General features: G+C 46.2%; 19 protein-coding genes. 5 read left to right on the top strand and 14 right to left on the bottom strand.

From position 1 onward, the window contains the following. Window positions 1-12: 12 nt before the first annotated feature. From L0P89_RS15335 to L0P89_RS15310, 6 genes are read right to left on the bottom strand one after another with little or no spacing between them, the layout of a single operon-like run. Window positions 13-1656 (bottom strand): tetratricopeptide repeat protein, encoded by a 1644-nt coding sequence (locus L0P89_RS15335; RefSeq protein ID WP_235265990.1) that lies wholly within the window; start codon window positions 1654-1656, stop codon window positions 13-15. 57 nt (window positions 1657-1713) lie between these two features. Further along, complete coding sequence (gene moaA / locus L0P89_RS15330; protein ID WP_235265989.1) at window positions 1714-2697, bottom strand: GTP 3',8-cyclase MoaA; 984 nt, start codon at window positions 2695-2697, stop codon at window positions 1714-1716. 12 nt (window positions 2698-2709) lie between these two features. After that, window positions 2710-3345: a transglutaminase-like domain-containing protein gene (locus L0P89_RS15325; RefSeq protein WP_235265988.1), complete on the bottom strand. Its 636-nt coding sequence runs from the start codon at window positions 3343-3345 to the stop codon at window positions 2710-2712. A 4-nt stretch (window positions 3346-3349) separates the two neighbouring features. Beyond that, window positions 3350-3604, bottom strand: coding sequence for a MoaD/ThiS family protein (locus tag L0P89_RS15320; protein WP_235265987.1), 255 nt, complete (start codon window positions 3602-3604; stop codon window positions 3350-3352). Between the two features lie 2 nt (window positions 3605-3606). Beyond that, window positions 3607-5835: a molybdopterin cofactor-binding domain-containing protein gene (locus tag L0P89_RS15315; RefSeq protein WP_409557555.1), complete on the bottom strand. Its 2229-nt coding sequence runs from the start codon at window positions 5833-5835 to the stop codon at window positions 3607-3609. A 17-nt stretch (window positions 5836-5852) separates the two neighbouring features. Further along, entirely contained in the window at window positions 5853-6314 is a 462-nt protein-coding gene (locus L0P89_RS15310) for a (2Fe-2S)-binding protein (protein ID WP_235265985.1), read from the bottom strand. A 260-nt stretch (window positions 6315-6574) separates the two neighbouring features. Here L0P89_RS15310 and L0P89_RS15305 point away from each other — a divergent pair, with 260 nt between their 5' ends. The 3 genes from L0P89_RS15305 to L0P89_RS15295 are packed head-to-tail and all read left to right on the top strand — an operon-like array spanning window position 6575 to window position 8943. Next, window positions 6575-7663: a vWA domain-containing protein gene (locus tag L0P89_RS15305; protein ID WP_235268059.1), complete on the top strand. Its 1089-nt coding sequence runs from the start codon at window positions 6575-6577 to the stop codon at window positions 7661-7663. A gap of 44 nt (window positions 7664-7707) precedes the next feature. After that, complete coding sequence (locus L0P89_RS15300) at window positions 7708-7938, top strand: DUF1059 domain-containing protein (RefSeq protein WP_235268058.1); 231 nt, start codon at window positions 7708-7710, stop codon at window positions 7936-7938. 54 nt (window positions 7939-7992) lie between these two features. Next, window positions 7993-8943, top strand: coding sequence for a DUF1080 domain-containing protein (locus L0P89_RS15295; RefSeq protein ID WP_235265984.1), 951 nt, complete (start codon window positions 7993-7995; stop codon window positions 8941-8943). Between the two features lie 81 nt (window positions 8944-9024). On the opposite strand, the gene L0P89_RS15290 is transcribed toward L0P89_RS15295, so the two are convergent. Beyond that, window positions 9025-9639 carry a DUF1080 domain-containing protein gene (locus L0P89_RS15290; RefSeq protein ID WP_235265983.1) on the bottom strand — a complete coding sequence of 205 codons (615 nt, stop codon included), beginning with the start codon at window positions 9637-9639 and terminating at the stop codon, window positions 9025-9027. A 177-nt stretch (window positions 9640-9816) separates the two neighbouring features. Between L0P89_RS15290 and L0P89_RS15285 the strand changes: the two genes are divergently transcribed. Continuing rightward, a complete protein-coding gene (locus tag L0P89_RS15285) occupies window positions 9817-9981 on the top strand; it encodes a hypothetical protein (RefSeq protein WP_235265982.1) in 165 nt (54 codons plus the stop codon). An 11-nt stretch (window positions 9982-9992) separates the two neighbouring features. Here L0P89_RS15285 and L0P89_RS15280 read toward each other — a convergent pair whose 3' ends face one another. From L0P89_RS15280 to L0P89_RS15265, 4 genes are read right to left on the bottom strand one after another with little or no spacing between them, the layout of a single operon-like run. Beyond that, window positions 9993-11465 (bottom strand): M14 family zinc carboxypeptidase, encoded by a 1473-nt coding sequence (locus tag L0P89_RS15280; RefSeq protein ID WP_235265981.1) that lies wholly within the window; start codon window positions 11463-11465, stop codon window positions 9993-9995. Between the two features lie 4 nt (window positions 11466-11469). Then, complete coding sequence (locus L0P89_RS15275) at window positions 11470-12126, bottom strand: peptidoglycan recognition family protein (protein ID WP_409557554.1); 657 nt, start codon at window positions 12124-12126, stop codon at window positions 11470-11472. Beyond that, entirely contained in the window at window positions 12116-12547 is a 432-nt protein-coding gene (locus tag L0P89_RS15270) for a 3D domain-containing protein (RefSeq protein ID WP_235265980.1), read from the bottom strand. Before L0P89_RS15270 ends, L0P89_RS15275 begins: the two co-directional genes overlap by 11 nt. Window positions 12548-12576: 29 nt before the next feature. Continuing rightward, window positions 12577-13446 (bottom strand): pirin family protein, encoded by an 870-nt coding sequence (locus L0P89_RS15265; protein WP_235265979.1) that lies wholly within the window; start codon window positions 13444-13446, stop codon window positions 12577-12579. Window positions 13447-13497: 51 nt separating this feature from the next. Here L0P89_RS15265 and L0P89_RS15260 point away from each other — a divergent pair, with 51 nt between their 5' ends. Beyond that, window positions 13498-14832 (top strand): serine hydrolase domain-containing protein, encoded by a 1335-nt coding sequence (locus L0P89_RS15260; protein ID WP_235265978.1) that lies wholly within the window; start codon window positions 13498-13500, stop codon window positions 14830-14832. Between the two features lie 420 nt (window positions 14833-15252). On the opposite strand, the gene L0P89_RS15255 is transcribed toward L0P89_RS15260, so the two are convergent. The 3 genes from L0P89_RS15255 to L0P89_RS15245 form a co-directional block, all read right to left on the bottom strand. Then, complete coding sequence (locus L0P89_RS15255; protein ID WP_235265977.1) at window positions 15253-16449, bottom strand: M23 family metallopeptidase; 1197 nt, start codon at window positions 16447-16449, stop codon at window positions 15253-15255. 99 nt (window positions 16450-16548) lie between these two features. Beyond that, window positions 16549-17667: an AraC family transcriptional regulator gene (locus L0P89_RS15250; protein WP_235265976.1), complete on the bottom strand. Its 1119-nt coding sequence runs from the start codon at window positions 17665-17667 to the stop codon at window positions 16549-16551. Window positions 17668-17682: 15 nt separating this feature from the next. Further along, window positions 17683-18525, bottom strand: a complete 843-nt coding sequence (locus L0P89_RS15245) for a 1,4-dihydroxy-2-naphthoyl-CoA synthase (RefSeq protein WP_235265975.1) — start codon at window positions 18523-18525, stop codon at window positions 17683-17685. Between the last annotated feature and the right edge of the window lie 108 nt (window positions 18526-18633).

The raw sequence follows: 18633 nt of genomic DNA, 5'->3' as shown, positions 1-18633 counted from the left end.
TGGTCGAACCCGTTATTTTTTGTCCATCTTTTTTAACATGTTTCGCGCATTGTCACCTATGGGACCTTGGGGATCAAGGTCAATGGCCTTCTGGTAATACTCCCGAGCCTTGATGGCATCACCAGCTTTCCAGTAGGCCTCTGCCAAAGAGTCCCATGTATTGGCCGATTCGGGAAACAATTCAGTATTCGCCTGAAGCACAAAGATGGCCCCCTCTATTTGTTTTGAGTCCAATAGGTTGTAACCTGCCTTGTTGAATTCATCTTCGAATTTCACAAATCTGTACTGCGGGTCCTTCACAAGACGCATTGCCTCAGTTCTCAGCAAATCCAATTTGTTCTCCATGAACAGGCCTCTCAAATAAGCCATGGGGTCTATGATGAAATCGGCACTGTTGAAGCCCAGTGCTTTCTCAAGTACCGGGTCACGGTTTGAACGGTAATCGTCAAACCCCATCTCGACCGCCAAATGTGGGGCCGTATAGGGGCCATTCTCCCATTGGGGCTTGTCTTGCCACCAAGCGAATGACAAATACATCGGCAGTTTACTGTTGGGTAGGTCTACACGTCTATTGTCACCATAAAAGTTGATGTTTTCAGCGGTGGGCTCGCCCACAAAAATGGCATTGGTGTAATTACTGAATTCATTGACCAAGTTCTGACAAGCAGAAAAGGTACGTCGGCCAATGATGACAAACAACTTGCCTTTTTGGTTGATTTTTTGTTGCTCAATGGTCCCGGTAATAATGGGCTTGTTCTTATAATTGTTGCCGCCCCCGTTCAACCGCACATCGATGATCAGTTTTTCGACCTCATTGTTCTCGACAAAATCGAACACCCGCTTATAAAAAGTGGGTATATCTTCTGAAGGGTCATCTTGAATCTGGCTGTGCCTTACGTAGAGCGCTTTTTCTTGGGGCAGATACTCATAGTAGTATATCTTATCGAGGTCTTTGAGATACAGGGGATTGCTCTCAAGATCACGTACGCTCACCCAATTCGTTCCTGGCTTCACCTCGCCATAGGCCATCGGAATATCACCTGCTTCCTTTGCTAGAATGGTTGCACTGAATGTTTTGCCATCCTTTTCAAGGCTGAAATCGATTTCTTGCTGAAGCGTCTCTGTGATGCCCTGGGCATGCAATACTTCGGGTATCACTAGATAGAGACCACCATATGCCTTGAAGAATTGGTCGTTTTCAGCGGGCACCACTGGGTAAATGGCCTTCAAGACATCGGCCATGGGCTTGTTTTCAACGGCCAAGATCTTGGCACCCACAAGCGTCCCATAATCTTCGTGTGTCCCTGTGATATAGGTCCCCTCGGGGAACTCTCGCGTGTATATGGGTAATTGGTGATAGGGCACCGGACCATCCCTGAAACCAACCCTTGTATGGCCGTACTTGAACAGGGCGATAATTTTTGCAAAGCCCACCAATATCTCATGATCTTGCATATTGGGAATGGCATCATGAAACTTTTCTACCGCGGCATCAAAGTCTTCGGCAGTAATCTTTTTGAAGAGAAAGGGGTACTCTTCATGAACGGTTTTCTGAAGAAAGCGCAGGTCAGTCTTCCAATTTTCACTGGTAAGGGTGTTTTGTGCATTAAGTTGCCAACACAGTAAAAAAGTCAAGAAGAGAACTGTTTTTTTCATGATCCGTTTTTTGATATGACCCAATTACCTCGGCATATTGGATACGTTTGCTTTCGATTATCCCCCGATCGAGGTCATCGAACTGTCAAATACCTTTTTATTTTCTTTTTGTGCATCAAATCCTGTTTTGGCACGGCTTCCGACCGCTTCCAAAATTTTTGCTTTACTATTTTCCCTCGCATTTTCACCCCTGATAATGTCCCTAAGGTTCGCTTTGGGCTTTCCGTACAGGCAGGTAATGACATCGCCTGTGGCCGTAATGCGCAACCGATTGCAGCTACCACAAAATGTACGGCTAAACGAGGGAATCAACCCGAAGGTGCTCCTGTGCCCCTCGATTTGATAGTTGATGGAGGTAGAGGTGGCAGGTGATTCCAGCTTCCTATGGTTTGGATAGGCATCGGCAATGTGCGCTAGAATGGCCTTATAGTCCCATTTGATTTTCTGGAAGGTCTTGCTACCCCCGTTAAAGGGCATTTCCTCCAAAAACCGCACGGAAACCGGATAATGTTTCATCAACTCCAATATGGACAAGATATCTTGTTCGTTCTGCCCATCCAACACAATAAAATTGATGCGCACGTTGAACCCTTCAGAAATCAAACGGATCAAATTGTTATGCACGGTATCATACTGATTGCGCCTTGTTATACGCTCAAAAGTTTCTCGGTTAATGGCATCAAGACTTACGTTGATGTTTTTAATGCCCAATTGTTTCAGCTGATCGATATGCGGCCCGATCAATGTGGCATTGGTGGTGACCGAGATATCTTTCAATTCTTTCAAGGTGGTCAGATGTTGCAACAGCACCATCAGGTCTTTGCGCACAAAAGGTTCCCCACCCGTGATCCTGATTTTGTCGATTCCCTGGTCCACCAATATTTCAGCGACCTGACACAGTTCATCAATGGTCAATAACTTATCATTTTTTGCAAAATCGATGCCTTCTGAAGGCATGCAGTAATTGCAGCGTAAATTGCAACGATCTGTTACGGCCAGCCGTAAATAGTTAATGGTTCTATTATGATTGTCTACCAACATTTATATTGTTTATCAAAATCGATATTCGACCACTCCGTTTTCATCGATGAACACGTCTGGGTAATTATCCTTTAAGTTCTGGATCATGAACGCCAAGGGTACATCCTCAAAATGTCCATAGTCTTCCATATACTCCATAAAAATAGCGCCTTCTGAATTGAATTCTTGAAAAACGGAGTCGTTCTCTCCATCAAATTCCAAAGGTGTAACGTTGCATTTCTCGCACAACTCTTTGTTGAAGGCGGGTGTGGCCTTGATCCACTTTCCGTTCAAGTGAACATCGACCATTCCATGCGGGGTCAGCACATTCGACCCGAACCGTTCCATCAAACGATCTACCGCGATATGGTTGGTGACCTTTGCCAATCGTATTCTGGCGGGTATGCCCAGACCTCTGAGACAAGCGGTCAACAAAATGGCTTTATCGACACAATGCCCTTCCTCTTTTTGTGCGATGGCACTGGCCACATATTTTTTTTCGTCGAGGCTGATGTTGTAAGGATTGTACCGCCAACCATCCCTGATTTTCAGATATATGCCAATCGCCTTTTCCAGATTGGTGAGCGTATCTTTCTTAAATTCTTGAATCAGGTTTTGGATACTCGCTGACCCGTGATCTAAATATGTGGTGTGCTGCAGATAATCCATGGTTTCATCCTCCACTTACCGGTGGGATCAAGGCAATTTCATCGTATGAGTTGATTTCCTTTTCGTCTTTGGCGTATGAATTGTTGACGGCGATCGCCAACGACGACAGCTTGTTCAATCTTGGATAAAGCTTTCCCAAATACATACGTAACTCACCCACTGTTTTAGGTACTTTTTTACCTGTGATACTTGCTGTCGGTATAGATAAGGTGGGGCTACCAATGATGTCTTTGGTAACCCCAAATAGCAATACGGTCATATCTATCCTATGATTTCCTGTTTTTGTGGTTTCAACAATTCAGGTGTCTTGGTAAAAGGCTGCTTGTACAAGCGATTGCCCGTGGCCGCCTTGAAAGCATTGGCAATGGCGCCCCCAGCTGGTGGAAGCGTCGGTTCGCCCAATCCCGTTGGTGAAAGGTCGTTTTTGATGAAATGCACCTCGACCTCGGGAACCTCTTGCATTCGAATCAATCGATACCGATCAAAATTACTGGCCAAAGGCTTTCCGTTTTCAAAACCAAAATCACCGTACATGGCATGTCCGATACCATCGATGACACCGCCTTCGGCTTGGTTTTTGGCACCAAGTGGGTTGACCACAATACCACAATCGACCACACAGGTCACCTTTTTCACCACAGGCTCACCGTTTTCGATGACCACATCGGCCACCTCGGCAACATGGCTATTATGGCAGTAGTAGTTTACAAAGCCTTGGTACACGCCTTTTGGCTGCAGGCCCCAACCTGATTTTTCGACCGCGGTCTCTACCACCTTGATCATTCTTTCAGGAGAATACTGAATACGCTCATCGGCCGCCGCATCTACCTTTTTCAAAAGGTCTAATCGAAGCTGTACACGGTCAACTTCCATCATTTCGGCAAGTTCATCGAAAAAGCTCTGCTCGGCGTAGGCCAAGAAATTGGTATAAGGTGCACGCCATGCCCCTGTTGTGATAGGGCTCTTGTGATTCGCGGCGTCAATTTGATAATTTTCTATGGCCCCTGCTGGAAAGAAGTTCGGAATAAGACCGTACATATTCGAATTAATGGCAGCTTCTTTTAAATGATAGGCCGTTACCTTACCATCTTTGACCCCTGCCTTGATACGATATTTGATGGCCATACGATAAATGCCATCGTTCATATCATCTTCACGCGAATACACCACTTTTACAGGCTTTCTGATCTTGTCGGACAGTTCGGCGGCTTCGAGTACAAAATCACCGAAAAGCCTCCGCCCAAAGCCCCCGCCCATTCGGGTCATCTCTAAATGAATGTCTTTCGGATCGCGATCGAGCATCGTCGAGACCAGTCCCGCTTTCCATTCAGGGGTCTGTATGGGGCCTGCCAAGTGTACCTTCTCATCGGTCACATGCGCAAAAAAGTTCATGGGCTCCATACAATTATGGGGAAGAAACGGCGATTCATAAGTACGTTCCAATACTTGGTCGGCCGCTGCAAAGGCCTTTTTGACATTGCCATCAGACCGCATGGTCTCGAACGTGTTGCCGTCTAACAAATCGGTCAAGATTTTATCATGATCGGCAGTACTTTCCAAGTTATCGACATCTTCCCAAACGGTCTTGAGTGCTTCTTTGGCTTTCATGGCCTGCCATGTGGTCTCGGCAATGACCGCCACCTTATCACTTCCAGACAAAATATTGCCCGTTCTTTCGTCTTTTTCCAATAGCCCGCGGGCTTTTTCGCCAATCGTCACAATATCTATGACCCCCGGCATTTGTCGGGCTTCTGTATCGTCATAAGACGCCAGTGTTTGCCCAAAGGCCGGTGGCCTTGCCACTGCAGCATAGACCATTCCATCTACCTTATAATCCAATCCGAAGAGCGGTTGTCCCGTAATGATTTTATCGATGTCTACGTTGCGGGCATCTTTTCCGATGATCTTGTACTCACTAGGTTTCTTGAGCACTACCTCTTCAGGAACTTCCAAATTGGCGGCATCGTTGACCACATCTCCATAGCCCAAGGTCTCACCTGCTGCATTGGTAATGACCCCTTCGCTTACGGTACATTCTGATGCATCTACGCCCCAGCGTGCAGCGGCTGCATTCACCAACATCTGCTTGGCCGTGGCACCGGTTTGCCGCAACGCATCCCACCCGAAACGGATAGACTGACTGCCGCCAGCCACTTGACGGGTATAGTTCTCAGTGTCCAACACCCCTTGTTTCACATATACATCCTTCCATGCCACATCCAACTCTTCTGCAATGATCATCGGCATAGAGGTCTTGACCCCCTGCCCTATTTCAGGATTTGGTGAATATATCGTTACCGCCCCATTGTCTGCAATTTCTATGAAGGCATTGAAGTCGTTGTAGTTCAATTGCGAAAGGTCGACCGGTGGTGCCGCCTTTGGCTTACAGGCCTGAAAAAGGTTAAAGCCTATGAGCATACCGCCTCCTGCAAGACCTGTTGTTCTCATGAAGGCCCTTCTGCTAACTGTCATATTTTGATTTGTTGCCATTGTCTTTTCTTTAGAGGTTAGCCCATGTTTTCAGCAGCCTTTTCGACGGCCCTGTAGATTCTATTGTAAGCAGCGCAACGACAGATATTGCCATTCATGGCACTCTTGATTTCATCTTCCGTGGGATTCGGATTGTCTTCGAGAAAAGCGGAAGCGGTCATGATCTGGCCCGCTTGACAATAGCCGCATTGCGGCACATCGACCTCTTTCCAAGCAATTTGTACCGGATGGCTTCCATCTTCAGAAAGTCCTTCAATAGTGGTCACTGATTTTCCCTCAAGTTGTTCCATGGTCAAGGAGCAGCTTCGCATGGCCGCACCGTCGACATGTATGGTACAAGACCCACATAGACCGACCCCACAGCCATATTTGGTCCCCACCAAGTCTAAATGATCGCGCAATACCCAGAGCACTGGGGTATCAGCAGCTACGTCAACAGTCATTAGTTCGCTGTTGACCTTGATTTGATACGTTGGCATAGTTTTAAGATTGATTACGAATTGGATTACCTGTTGAAGGTACCAAAAAAAATTTCGGATTCTTTTTTTTTAACAGCACAACGAGTGATTTAACAAAGCTTTAGATCACCAGCGTTTCTTCAAGATAAAGTACCCTAAACAACACGATCCCAAGTTCTTCAAAAAACCATATTTAAAGTCAAGGATCCAACAAAGTTCTGCATGGCTATACTATCGGCCCGGTTTTTGCGTTGAAAGGCTGAACCCTAAACAAAATGAAAATGAAAGTCTTTTCAAAAGTATTCCCCTACGCTTTGACCATTCTATTTCTTGTTTCCTGTGGAAATGCCGATGATGATGTAAGCTTTGATTTCAACGACAGTGAACTCGGCAAAGGCAAGGAACCCGATGATTGTCTGGGCTTTGGCGAAAATGATCTGCTCCTATCCATACAAGAACAATTTACCACCCTACCCAGCAAGGTGTCCATTCTGTTCAAGGTATCTGACAAACAGGGCAATCCGATTTCAGGGTTGACCGCCGATCAATTCACCATTTATGAACAAGGCCGAAACGATGATTGTTTCAATACCATCTCATCTTCTGAGTCTTTGGCCCGGATCTCGCCCAACTCACAAATATTCAGCAACAATACGCTGTTGGTGTTGGATTTGAGCAACTCGGTCTTGGAAAGTAGTTTGGAGGAGCTCAAGGCAGCTTCGACCAGCTTCATCAACAATGTAATGCCCTCACCAGAAACCGAATCTTTCAAGATGGCCATTTATTGGTTCGATGGTGAAGACGAACTGCATTTGCTCAATGAGCTGACCCCATCTGCCACTGAATTGACAGCGGCCATTGAAGGCATTACCGAAGATATCAGTACGGATCCATCAACCGATTTATATGGGGCCGTCATTAAAGCAACCGATATCGCTGAAGATCTGATTCGGGAAAACAGCCAAAACGCGATCATCGGTGCGGCATCGGTAGTGATTTTTACAGATGGTACCGATCAAGCTTCACGCTTTACCGAAGAGCGCGCCCTTAGCGCAGTGAATGGGGCCAACGGCAACGTTTCATTTTTCACCATTGGTCTTGGTTCGGAAATCGATACACAAATTCTGACAGATATCGGCAAGACCGCCAGTGTGTTTGCCAATAACAAAGAAGAATTGGAAGCTACGTTCAACCAAATATCACAAAGGGTATCTGAGCAGGCCAACAGTTTCTATCTTTTTGAATATTGCACACCGAAACGCGATGGCAGCGGTGATAACAATCTGGTCATTCAATTGACCGATGGCAGTCTGCAAGGTGCGGTACAGACCGAGTTCAATGCCGATGGATTCACGGGCGGATGTGAATAATTCTTAGTATATTTTACTTCCAAAAAAGTTTCATTTTGAAAACGATGACCTGTAAACAGCTCGGCGGTGCCTGTGATATGGCATTTCATGCCGAGACTTTTGAAGAAATTGCCGAATTGAGCAAGAAGCACGGTATGGAGATGTTTCAGAAGGCTGATGCAGCACATTTAAAAGCGATGGAAGAGATGCAAGTACTTATGAAATCTCCAGAAGCGATGGCTTCATGGATGGAAAGCAAGAGGATGGAATTTGAAGCATTACCGGAAAGCCAATGACCAAATTCTTTGTCATAATTCATTATCTTGGCGCCTCACTTGAACCTATTAAAAATGAAGTATCGCAAAAAACTTTCCACGGTAGTCACCGGTTGTTTCCTTTTTTTAGCCTTTAGTACCACAATTGCCCAAAAACAGCATCCTCTAGAAGGCCGTTGGGATCTTGAAATAGAATTTGAGGGCAAGACCGTCCCTTCTTGGTTAGAGGTAAGGCATTCAGGGCATGCGACGTTGGTCGGACGTTTTTTGGCACTCACTGGCAGTGCCCGACCTGTGTCTGAAGTCAAAATCAATGGTGACAAATTCAGTTTTTCCGTTCCCAGACAATGGGAGCCAGAGGGGAGCGATCTGGCAATCGAAGGTGTTTTGGCAGATGAAACCATCAGTGGCACCCTGACCTATGTAGATGGCAACACCTACCCCTTCACAGGAACACCGGCACCTGATCTTCCATACAACTACCGGCCGATATGGTCCGAACCCATTGAGCTCTTCGATAAAAAAGATTTGACCAACTGGCATACCGATGGTGAGAACATCAATTGGGTGGTCGAAGAGGGTATCTTGAAAAGTACCAAAAAAGGGGCCAATCTTATCAGTGATCAAAAATTTACGGATTTCAAATTGGAGACCGAGTTCAGATACCCCGAGGGAAGTAACAGTGGCATCTATTTACGCGGCCGTTATGAGGTTCAGATAGCGGACAACAAAGGCCTTGAGCCCATGGATATTTATTTTGGGGGAATCTACGGCTTTCTAGAACCCAATGAAAATGCAGCAAGGGATGCCGGTGAATGGCAGAATTATGAAATCACGTTGATCGGGCGTCGAGTGACCGTTATCGCCAATGGAAAGGTGGTCATAAACGACCAAACCATACCCGGCATCACAGGAGGCGCACTAGATAGCAAAGAAGGTGAAGCTGGACCTTTTATGATACAAGGGGATCATGGGGCCATTGAATTTAGATCATTTGTGATCACCCCAATATATTCTGAAGAATAGCATAGCGCTCACGATTGTATAAGAAAGCCCATGTTTGTTGACATGGGCTTCTTTTGTGACCAATATGGACAGTCTGGTCGGTTACTGAACCGTCTTGATCTTGATGTTGCGCCATTTCACTTTGATACCCCCACCATCATGGATCTGTAGGGCAATAGCGCCCTTGCCCGCTCCGATTTTATCATCGGTGAATTCTACCATCTGAACGCCGTTCAACCATGTCGTCACCGTAGGGCCCATTACTGATATGGTCATCTTGTTCCATTCGCCCATCTTTAGGGCAGATTCTTTTTCGGGATTCGGCTTGATCAACCATCCCCTACCGTACGATTCGTAGATGCCCCCACTATGTTTCCCCGGGGGTGCCACCTCAACCTGCCAACCGGTGACCTTGGTGCCCTCAAAAGTGGATTTAAAGAAGACCCCACTGTTGCCATCGGCTTCCTGCATGAATTCCAAAGTCAGCTCAAAATTATCATAGAACTCTTTGGTGGACAGATATCCGTAATCTGCCTTCGGACCGCTTTCACAGATGAGCAGTCCGTCTTCAACGTACCATTTCTCATCGCCGTGTTGCTCCCATCCATCTAAATTCTCACCGTTGAAAAGGGATTCTCCCTGATATTCCTGGGTCCATCCCATCGCCATCACGCAGAGCGATACCGCTAGGGTACTTATAGCTGTTTTTATTTTCATCGTTTCTTGCTTTTCGATTTTGTCGTGAATTTAAACATTTGATAGGGTATCTTACCATAAAAATTCGCTGAACGACACTCGGGTAGGGTTTTTGGCCCAAAAGTTGTTTCATTACCAAAGACCACAACTACCGACATCCTAAAGACAGAACAAGTTTAATGCTAAAAAACTCAGGTTATGGATGTTATTAAGGAAATTATTCAAAACAGTGCCATCGGCCCCTATTCAAATTGGTCAAAAGGCTTGGTACTCTCCCTTTTTACCTCGATTGTGTGCACCTTGATGATCATGTTGGTGCTATTGTTCGCCACCATACCCCAAAATGTACAGTACGGATATTGAAAAAAAGTACGCTAACGGTAAATCAGTGCATTGCCAAACCCCTGTTTGTCAAGAGGCTTATTGAGATCTAACACAAAACCGTTGATCACTGCGTGGGTAATCTTACCTTCTTTCTCCAAAAAGAAGGTGGGATTCATGCCTGGAGATATTCTGAACTCCTTAGGAAAACGATAGGTTTTTTCGACCATATGCAAGGGAAGTTCAGTTAATGGGGTTTTATCCACCAAATTGTCTACCCTAACATAGGCAGTGCCGTTTAAAAGCTCATCCTTGATATTCAACTTTTCCTTTTTTGTCGGACTTTCAAAAGATTGATCTGCGATATGGGGCGGCACAATTTTGTATCCGGTGGCATCAAAGGTCTCATAGCCATAATAGGTTGAAAGGTCCCCTTGATCGGCGATGATACTTCTATAGTAAAAATCATTATGGCCCTCCAAGTCGATTTCCTGTCGATTAATGCCCAGATCGATGATATAGTCTTTGCCGATCAGTTCGTAGGTGGCGTTTTCAATCTTCAGATCAAACAGGTTTCGGTCATTCCTTGGAATTTTCTCATATTCTTCAATGGGTATTTGCTTGTAACTTTCCGTGGCAATGGTGTATAGCGCCGAAAGAATGGAAACATAGTTCAGTTTTCGAATCTCTTGCTTTTCCCTATCATTCGCATACCCGCCCGATTCAATCAAAATCAAGCTGGTGCCCCATTTGGCAATATTGTCACCAAAGGCACGCGGCTCAAAATCATCGCTATAGCGGCCCACTTGGCCAGGCGCATATTTTTGAATGATGTCGTTCATGAACACGATGACCTTCATGGCATTGACCCTTACCTCATTGATATCTTTTTCATAATTGTAGGCCGTTGCCAGATATGAAATGGTCGCGGGCTTCGGCGTGCGTTCAGCATTGTAATAACGACTCTGGTCATGTAAATTAAAACCGAAGGCGGCATCGAGACTGTCACGCACTTTCTTCAAGGTTTGCCCTTCAGGTGATTGCAATCGCAGGGCATCACGGTTGATATCGATGCCCAAGGCATTACGCCGTTGGTAGACCTGGGCCCCATCAGGGTTCACCATGGGCAGAAAATGCAGTTTTAAGTTCGAAAGGATGACCTGCTTCTCTTCCTTGAAATCATCAGAGTCCAAAAAATTGAAGATATCGAAAGTGGCCAAGGTCGCTGTGGGCTCATCGCCGTGCATCTGCGACCAAAGAAAAATATTGGTGTCTCCCTCGCCAATGCTGATCAAGGTCAGGTCGCGACCTTCGATCGATTCCCCAACCTTGTTTACCACGTATTTTGAATCGTTGCGAGCCCTGTCGATCAAGGGCTGTATCTGATCATACTTGATGCGTCGCTTGTTCAACGATGGCTCTTTATAATTTTCATAGGTTTCGTAAAGCTGTGAAGTCAGGTCATTTTGGGCATTGCAGGTAAAAACAAGTGCAAAAGCGGCCCATATGCATTTTGATAAGGTCATGTCATTACTTTTTCGGAACGGGTTTAAAATTATGCTTTTTGGTGGCTTTACGAACCCTTTTCATGAATTTCTTACCGGGATCGGTCTTTTTGGTACGGTAGGTCGAATCAACCTCCAACCATAAAGGATGGTCTTCAAACCGGGTGTATTCATGATGGCCGATCACATATTCGATAGCATACTTTTCAGCCAAATAATCGACCAACCAAACATTGGCGCGCAATTGTTTTCTGGTAAGGGGCGTCTCTTTGGTGCCCCCTACATTTTCTATTCCGATGGCGCAGTGGTTCAGTCCGATGACATGTCGGGCCATAGTGGTCTCGGGCATCAAGCGATAAATGGTACCGTCTTGATCGACCAAGAAATGGGCAGACACGTTCAGGCCACTGACGCTTTTGATATCGGGGCGCCAATTGGGGAGTGTCGATTTCTCAAAAGCGGCAAAAGATTTTTCGAGAGTGGGGATGGCCGTCCAGTGCAGCACGATCATTTTGGGCACTATTTCGGGGGAATCTTGCTCTAGATTATAGCGTTGTTTCAAATATTCTTGGGTGAGTTCGATACGCTGTTCGTCAAACTCGATGGGTCGGTCGATGACGACCCCTGGGGTGCTGCACGATGCGCACCATAACAACACTATCACTATTCTTTTATTCATCATTATTATGTATTACGGAATCGGACTTCGGAACGGCATAGCATATCATCAACTTCTTTTTTCCCCATTCACGGGCCTTTTTGACATCGGTGCCCATGTAGATATCGATTCGTTTCCGCCATTTCCGATGCATTTTGTCCTTCACATAGAAGGTATCGGGAAACGTATCGATTTTCACCATGGTGTTATGGGTAAGCCCATACTTCAAAAGGTCGCGCGAAACGGCTATTACCTTCATATCTGGTTTGAGCGTGTCGCCCCATGCCGCCAAATTTGCCAGACTATCGGTCTGCCATGACACCGAATTATAGGCCGAGGCAATGACCTCGAGTCCATACCAATGGTGTGTTTCCACCCTTTTGAGGGGAACCTCCCGTTGACAGGAAAACCCCGTTGATGCCCCTAGGGGAACAAGAACTGTCATCAAAAGTTTCAAAAGCAGGTCGTTCACTTTCATGGAAGCGGTACATAGGTCTTGTCATTTTCCATCATGGGAAACGTTTTGCGCTGCCAATCGGTCTTGGCCTTTTCGATTTTTTCCTTGCTCGAGGAGACAAAATTCCAGAAAATATGGCGTTCCTCCTCAAAAGGCTCCCCACCGAACAGCAACAGATGTGAATGGGGCCGTAATAGAATATCACAGGTATCTTCGACCTTTGAGACCAAAATATGGCCCTTTTCGACCGTTTCGCCACAGGCCGTAATGGCCCCTTCGACGATACAGATGCCAATTTCGCCCTTTAGATCGCCATTGACGTTGAGTTCAAAGGCTTCCGTATTCTTTACCTCGACCATGAACAAGGGTGAGTGCACGGGTACCGGTGAGCTTTGCCCATACCCCCTACCCGCCACCAAGGTGAATTCGGCACTGCTCTCACGCCATTTGGGCAGATCGGCCGCGGCGATATGGTAAAATTCAGGTGCCATATCCTCTAAATGTTTGGGCAGTGCGACCCATATCTGATAACCATGGGCGGTGAAGGTCTGGCCGTTTCGTAGGTGTTCGGGGGTTCGTTCTGAGTGTGAAACGCCCTTTCCGGCCGTCATCCAATTCACCGAGCCCGGTTTGATGAGCTGTTGGGTACCCAAGCTATCTTCATGCATGATTTCGCCTTCAAGCATGTAGGTCAATGTTGAAAGTCCGATATGGGGGTGTTGGTCAACATCCATATATGTATTCGGACCCAATTGCGTGGGGCCCATATGGTCGATAAAAATAAACGGGCCGATCATACGCTTTTTACGAAAGGGAATCAATCGCCCCACTAAAAAATCACCGATGTCGCGGCTTCGCTCTTCAATGATCATTCCGATGTTCGACATGCCTCAAATGTTTATATTCGCCAAGAAAGTTACAAAACTAAATTCCAAAATATGAAGTGGTTCAAACGCATTCTGTTATTGCTTTTGGTGGTCATCGCCCTGGTGGTATACCTCAATTATCCGAAGCTGAACATGATTTCGGGCTATGCCTCAAAGTATATGGCCTCACAGGTATATATCGCCGAAAGACAGCCCAATGCCATAATTGAGAGCGACTTGCAATTTCCGTTAATCGAATTGGCCGAAACGGAGGTCGACAACGAAGAGACGAGTGCCTCGGCCACGGTGTACGGACTTATGGAACGCAAGGCCATAGACCGTCAGGGGCTGGGCTGTGTGCTGGTCAATGGCGATTATGCCGAAGGGGAGCCGTATCTGCAACCCAAACGCAATTTTTCGACCCTTGGGCACCCCTACCCGTTCGGACATTTACCGGCGATCGACACGGTGTTCGCCGAAATCGACTATGAGCAATTGCAGAAAGCGGTCGCATTGCCCTTTACCAACAATGCGGTACAGAAAACACGAACGCTCTTGGTACTGTACAAGGGCCATCTGCTACATGAGCATTATGTGGAAGGTTTTACCAAAGATACCCCGGTTTTGGGCTGGTCGATGACCAAAAGCGTACTGGCCACGTTCTTCGGTATTTTAGAGCACCAGAAAAGAGTTGACATGGATTGGCCAGCGCCCATACCCGAGTGGAAAGACGACGGGCGCAAAGACATCACCCTTGACCATTTGCTGCGGATGCAAAGTGGATTGGCATGGGAAGAGGTCTATACCGAGATTTCCGATGTGACCCAAATGTTGTTTTTGGACAGCGATATGACCGAGGCCCAAAAAAATAAGGAGGCCGTCGCCAAACCCACGGAAATCTGGAATTATTCCTCAGGTACCTCAAATCTATTGTCGGGTATTCTGCGTATGCAGTTCAGGTCGTACCAAGAGTATCTCGATTTTCCCTATCAATCGCTTATCGATAAGATCGGTATGCACTCTATGCTCATCGAAGCCGACTTGGCGGGCAATTATGTAGGTTCTTCGTATGCATGGGCCAGCACGAGAGACTGGGCCCGCTTTGGGCAACTCTACCTGAACAAGGGCGAGTGGAACGGTGAACAGCTCTTTTCTCCCCAATGGGCGGAGTACGTCAGCACCCCTACCCAACATTCAGATGGGCGCTATGGGGCACACTTTTGGCTGAACGCGGGCGGTGTCTATCCCGATGTGCCCAAAGACCTGTATTCGTGCAATGGCTATCAGGGGCAATATGTGTTCATCATTCCTTCAAAAGAGTTGGTGGTGGTTCGCACAGGGCTCGCCGAGGACCCAGATTTTGATATCAATGGGTTTTTGGGCGCTTTGGTAAAGGCAATTCGTTGAAAATGTCATACGGGTTCAGAATGCGGGCCCTGAGCGTAGTCGAAGGGCTCGCGAAGCAAAAGAAATGAACAGGGAAATCTTTTTTCTTTTTCGATCGAAACTGATAAGTAGGCCGATAATATTTCAAACACTGTGCGGTCAAAACATTCTTTAAATCAGGTTTTTACAACCCAAATAACAAGTTTTAAGGCGCAAACCACAGTTTTTTGCCACTTCACAACAATAATTTCACCCAGCGGCGATATGGGCGTACATTTATCATGTAATTAATTCAGAAAAGTAAATTTTTTCATTTTCATATAGTGTTCTCGTAAAAGGGTCCTGATCTCAAAAAGACAGGGCTCTTTTTAGTTTATGTCACCTTGTCTCTAAAGTGGAACCCCGTGCACTGGCGCATTATCCCTTTCACCTTACATCCCTCTACTCCGTCGTACTTACTATTTGTCCAGAATGTATGTGGCGAACGTTGCCATTATCGGCAGGAAACAGCGAGACGTTTCCAAACTCAACGGGTATACTACGGGAATACATGATATCAAGGCCATCTGAAAGATGAAAATGCAAATGGGGTTCGGTACTGTTTCCGCTATGCCCTAGTTCTCCGATGTTGAGACCTTTTTTGACCATATCACCGACGTTCACCTTTACACTTCCTTTCTTTAAATGGAAGTAACTGGAATATTCATTATTGGGGTGGCGAATAATGACGTGGTTGCCAAAAACATATTGAAATCCCTTAGAAATCAATTCGTTTTGATGGGGAATCATTCTTTTTAGGTATTCTTCTTGGGTTTCATCAGGTTTTTTCAAATTGTCAGAAGATTCAGAAATACCATCCAGTGCAGAGACGACCACTCCATCTTCTACGGCAAAAACCGGTTCTCCATAGGCATAATAGTCCTCTAGGCGCGTTCCCTCATCTTTGAAGGTTTTCTGGTGGGCACCAATTTTGATGAAATCAAAGGCAAACTCTTGTATGCTCCCCCATCGGTGGTGTCCGATCAAAGAAGGCCCGGCGGCAATTGTCCAAATGCCCTTGACTGGCAATATATAGTTGTTTTGGCTGTAATGGTTGACAATTCTTAGGGGTTTTGAGGCCGTTACCTGCTCACCATCAGCGGTTTTGCCCAAGACCGTGACCTGGATATGATCGGGCAATTGCTCAAACAAAAAGGTCTCATGGCTGAGAATGACGGCCTGTTTGGCACCTAGCGAATCACTTGCGGCCAAAGAGAATCCTTTTAAATATTGCGAAGTTTGAAACTGAAAATCATACAACTCCAAATAACCCTGCTCTTGAAGCATTCTGAATTTGGAAGCACTTTTTCGAACCCTATCGAGATGGACGTTTTTGAGCTGTAGGGTTTCATCGCCCCTCATCGCCCTTATCGAAATCTTTTCGATACGGATCGGCAGTTCTGACCGATTGATGATTGCCATGTTCTGTACGATGGCGGTGTACAGTGATTTTGACATTTCAGGACCGATAGTTTCATACACGTAAACGATCGAATCGGGTTGAAATCTGACTTCCAGTTGTGGTGAAGTACCTTTTTGTGCCAAGAGTGGTAAGCTATTGATCAGCAATGCCATTGAGAAAATAACAAGTGGTTTCATGAGATTTTGTTTTGTCAGGGTGAAGGTATTTCAAATCTCAGGCCCAGGGGTCAAAGTTCAGGACGTTGTACCACACCAATGGGTCCAACTTTAAGAATGCTATGTCAAACGTGCCTTGAATGCAGAAGGGGTCATTCCCTTGGTCTTCTTGAAAATACTGTTGAAAGAAGACTTTGTGTTGAATCCACAGTCATAGGCGATGGCGATCAATGTGAAACGATCGTGCTTGGGGTCTTTTATCTTGCTTATGAATTCATCGACCCGATATTCGTTTATAAAGTTGAAAAAGTTCTTTTCAAAATTTTCATTGATGACCCGCGACAGATCTTTCGGGTGCAGACCCAGGTCATCGGACAGGTCTTTTATGCTTAGCTTCGGATTTAGATACGGTTTGTTCGATTGCATATGGTGGACCAATTGTTCGGCGATTTTTGCCGACTCTTTTTTGGTCAATCGTGAGGCTTCGTACTTTACATTCAACAAATCGGCATGCAATGGAAAAATCAGTTTTTGTCGAATCGCATAAAATGACATGTAAAAGGGTAAAATGGCTAAGGCCGAATAGATCAAAGTAGCTTTTGCATAATGCGAGATAAAAGGAAAAAGATCGCTTGTCAACAGCCCAAACAGAATGACAACGGCGACGACGGTGATCCCTATCAACAGATTTTTCAACCATTTTAGGTTAATGTCCTCCAAATAAGAAAATGTATCGGTCAGACTTTTGGAGTGTTTTTTTAGCAGCAGTATGCTGAGCACCAAATAAACCATGATGTGCAAGTGGTTCAACAGCCCCAGTGATAACATCATTAGATTTTGGGGATCGTCAATAATGCCTGAAATATGTTCATACCTATTGGGGGCATCGACCTCCATGAGCACCACGGCGATATAGCAGGTATAAAACAAATAGGGTACGGCATGTAGAAGCTGCCAGACATTTAGGCTTTTGATCCGGTTGGTCAAAATAGCGGTATAAAGAAAAAGAAAGGGTCCTTGAAGCAGCATCAGGGCCGACCCAAAAATTAGCAGCAGCGGGTACTCTTTGTAGACCCCGCTGAATCCGAAATGGACGAAAAGCAAATGTATGGTGATGAACAGCAGCCAAGCGATAAGCCACTTGCTGGCCAGGTCCTTGTTTTTGTTAAAGGCCAGTACAAAGGCCAAAAAGCCCGCCTGTACGGCTCCGACCAGAAGAAGAATGGCTATCGGCATCATTCTTTGAAGGTTGCTCTATGGGATCCATTTGTTCTTGCCGAAATCGGGTTTTCGCTTTTCGAGAAAGGCGTTACGGCCTTCTTTGGCCTCATCGGTCATATAGGCCAATCGGGTGGCCTCGCCGGCAAACACCTGTTGCCCCACCATACCATCATCGGTGAGGTTCATGGCAAACTTTAGCATTTTAATCGAGGTAGGCGATTTTGCCAAGACCTCCTGCGCCCATTCATAGGCGGTCTCCTCCAGCTCTTCATGGGGCACCACGGCATTCACCATGCCCATTTCATAGGCCGCCTGTGCGGTATAGCTTCGGCCCAAAAAGAAGATTTCGCGGGCTTTTTTTTGTCCGACCATCTTGGCGAGATAGGCAGAGCCATACCCCCCATCAAAACTGGTCACATCGGCATCGGTCTGTTTAAAAACGGCATGTTCTTTACTGGCCAGGGTCATATCACAGACCACGTGTAGGCTATGGCCACCCCCTACGGCCCAACCAGGCACCACGGCGATGACCACCTTGGGTATAAAACGAATGAGTCGTTGCACCTCCAAAATATTGAGGCGATGGTAGCCATCGTCGCCCACATAGCCCTGGTGGCCCCGTGCCTTTTGGTCGCCCCCACTGCAGAAGGCCCATTTGCCATCTTTGCGCGAGGGCCCTTCGCCCGAGAGCAGCACCACCCCGATCGAGGTATCTTCTTGGGCATCATAAAAGGCCCTGTAGAGTTCGCTGGTGGTTTTGGGCCGAAAGGCATTGCGCACCTCGGGGCGGTTAAAGGCGATACGGGCCACCCCGTCACATTTTTTATAGGTGATGTCTTCAAATTCGATGGCGGTCTGCCACTGTGGTGTTTTCATTTCGGTGTGTATATCTGGTATGCCCAAAGATAGTGAGAATGCTATTTTCCACTACTATTTTGAAACTTAAGCGGTGTTGAGGAGAGAAATATCAATACGACAGTCATT

This window comes from Muricauda sp. SCSIO 65647, assembly GCF_021534965.1.
GTDB lineage: Bacteria > Bacteroidota > Bacteroidia > Flavobacteriales > Flavobacteriaceae > Flagellimonas_A.
Note: the sequence above shows the minus strand (reverse complement) of the source record. Positions and strands in the feature narration are given on the sequence as shown.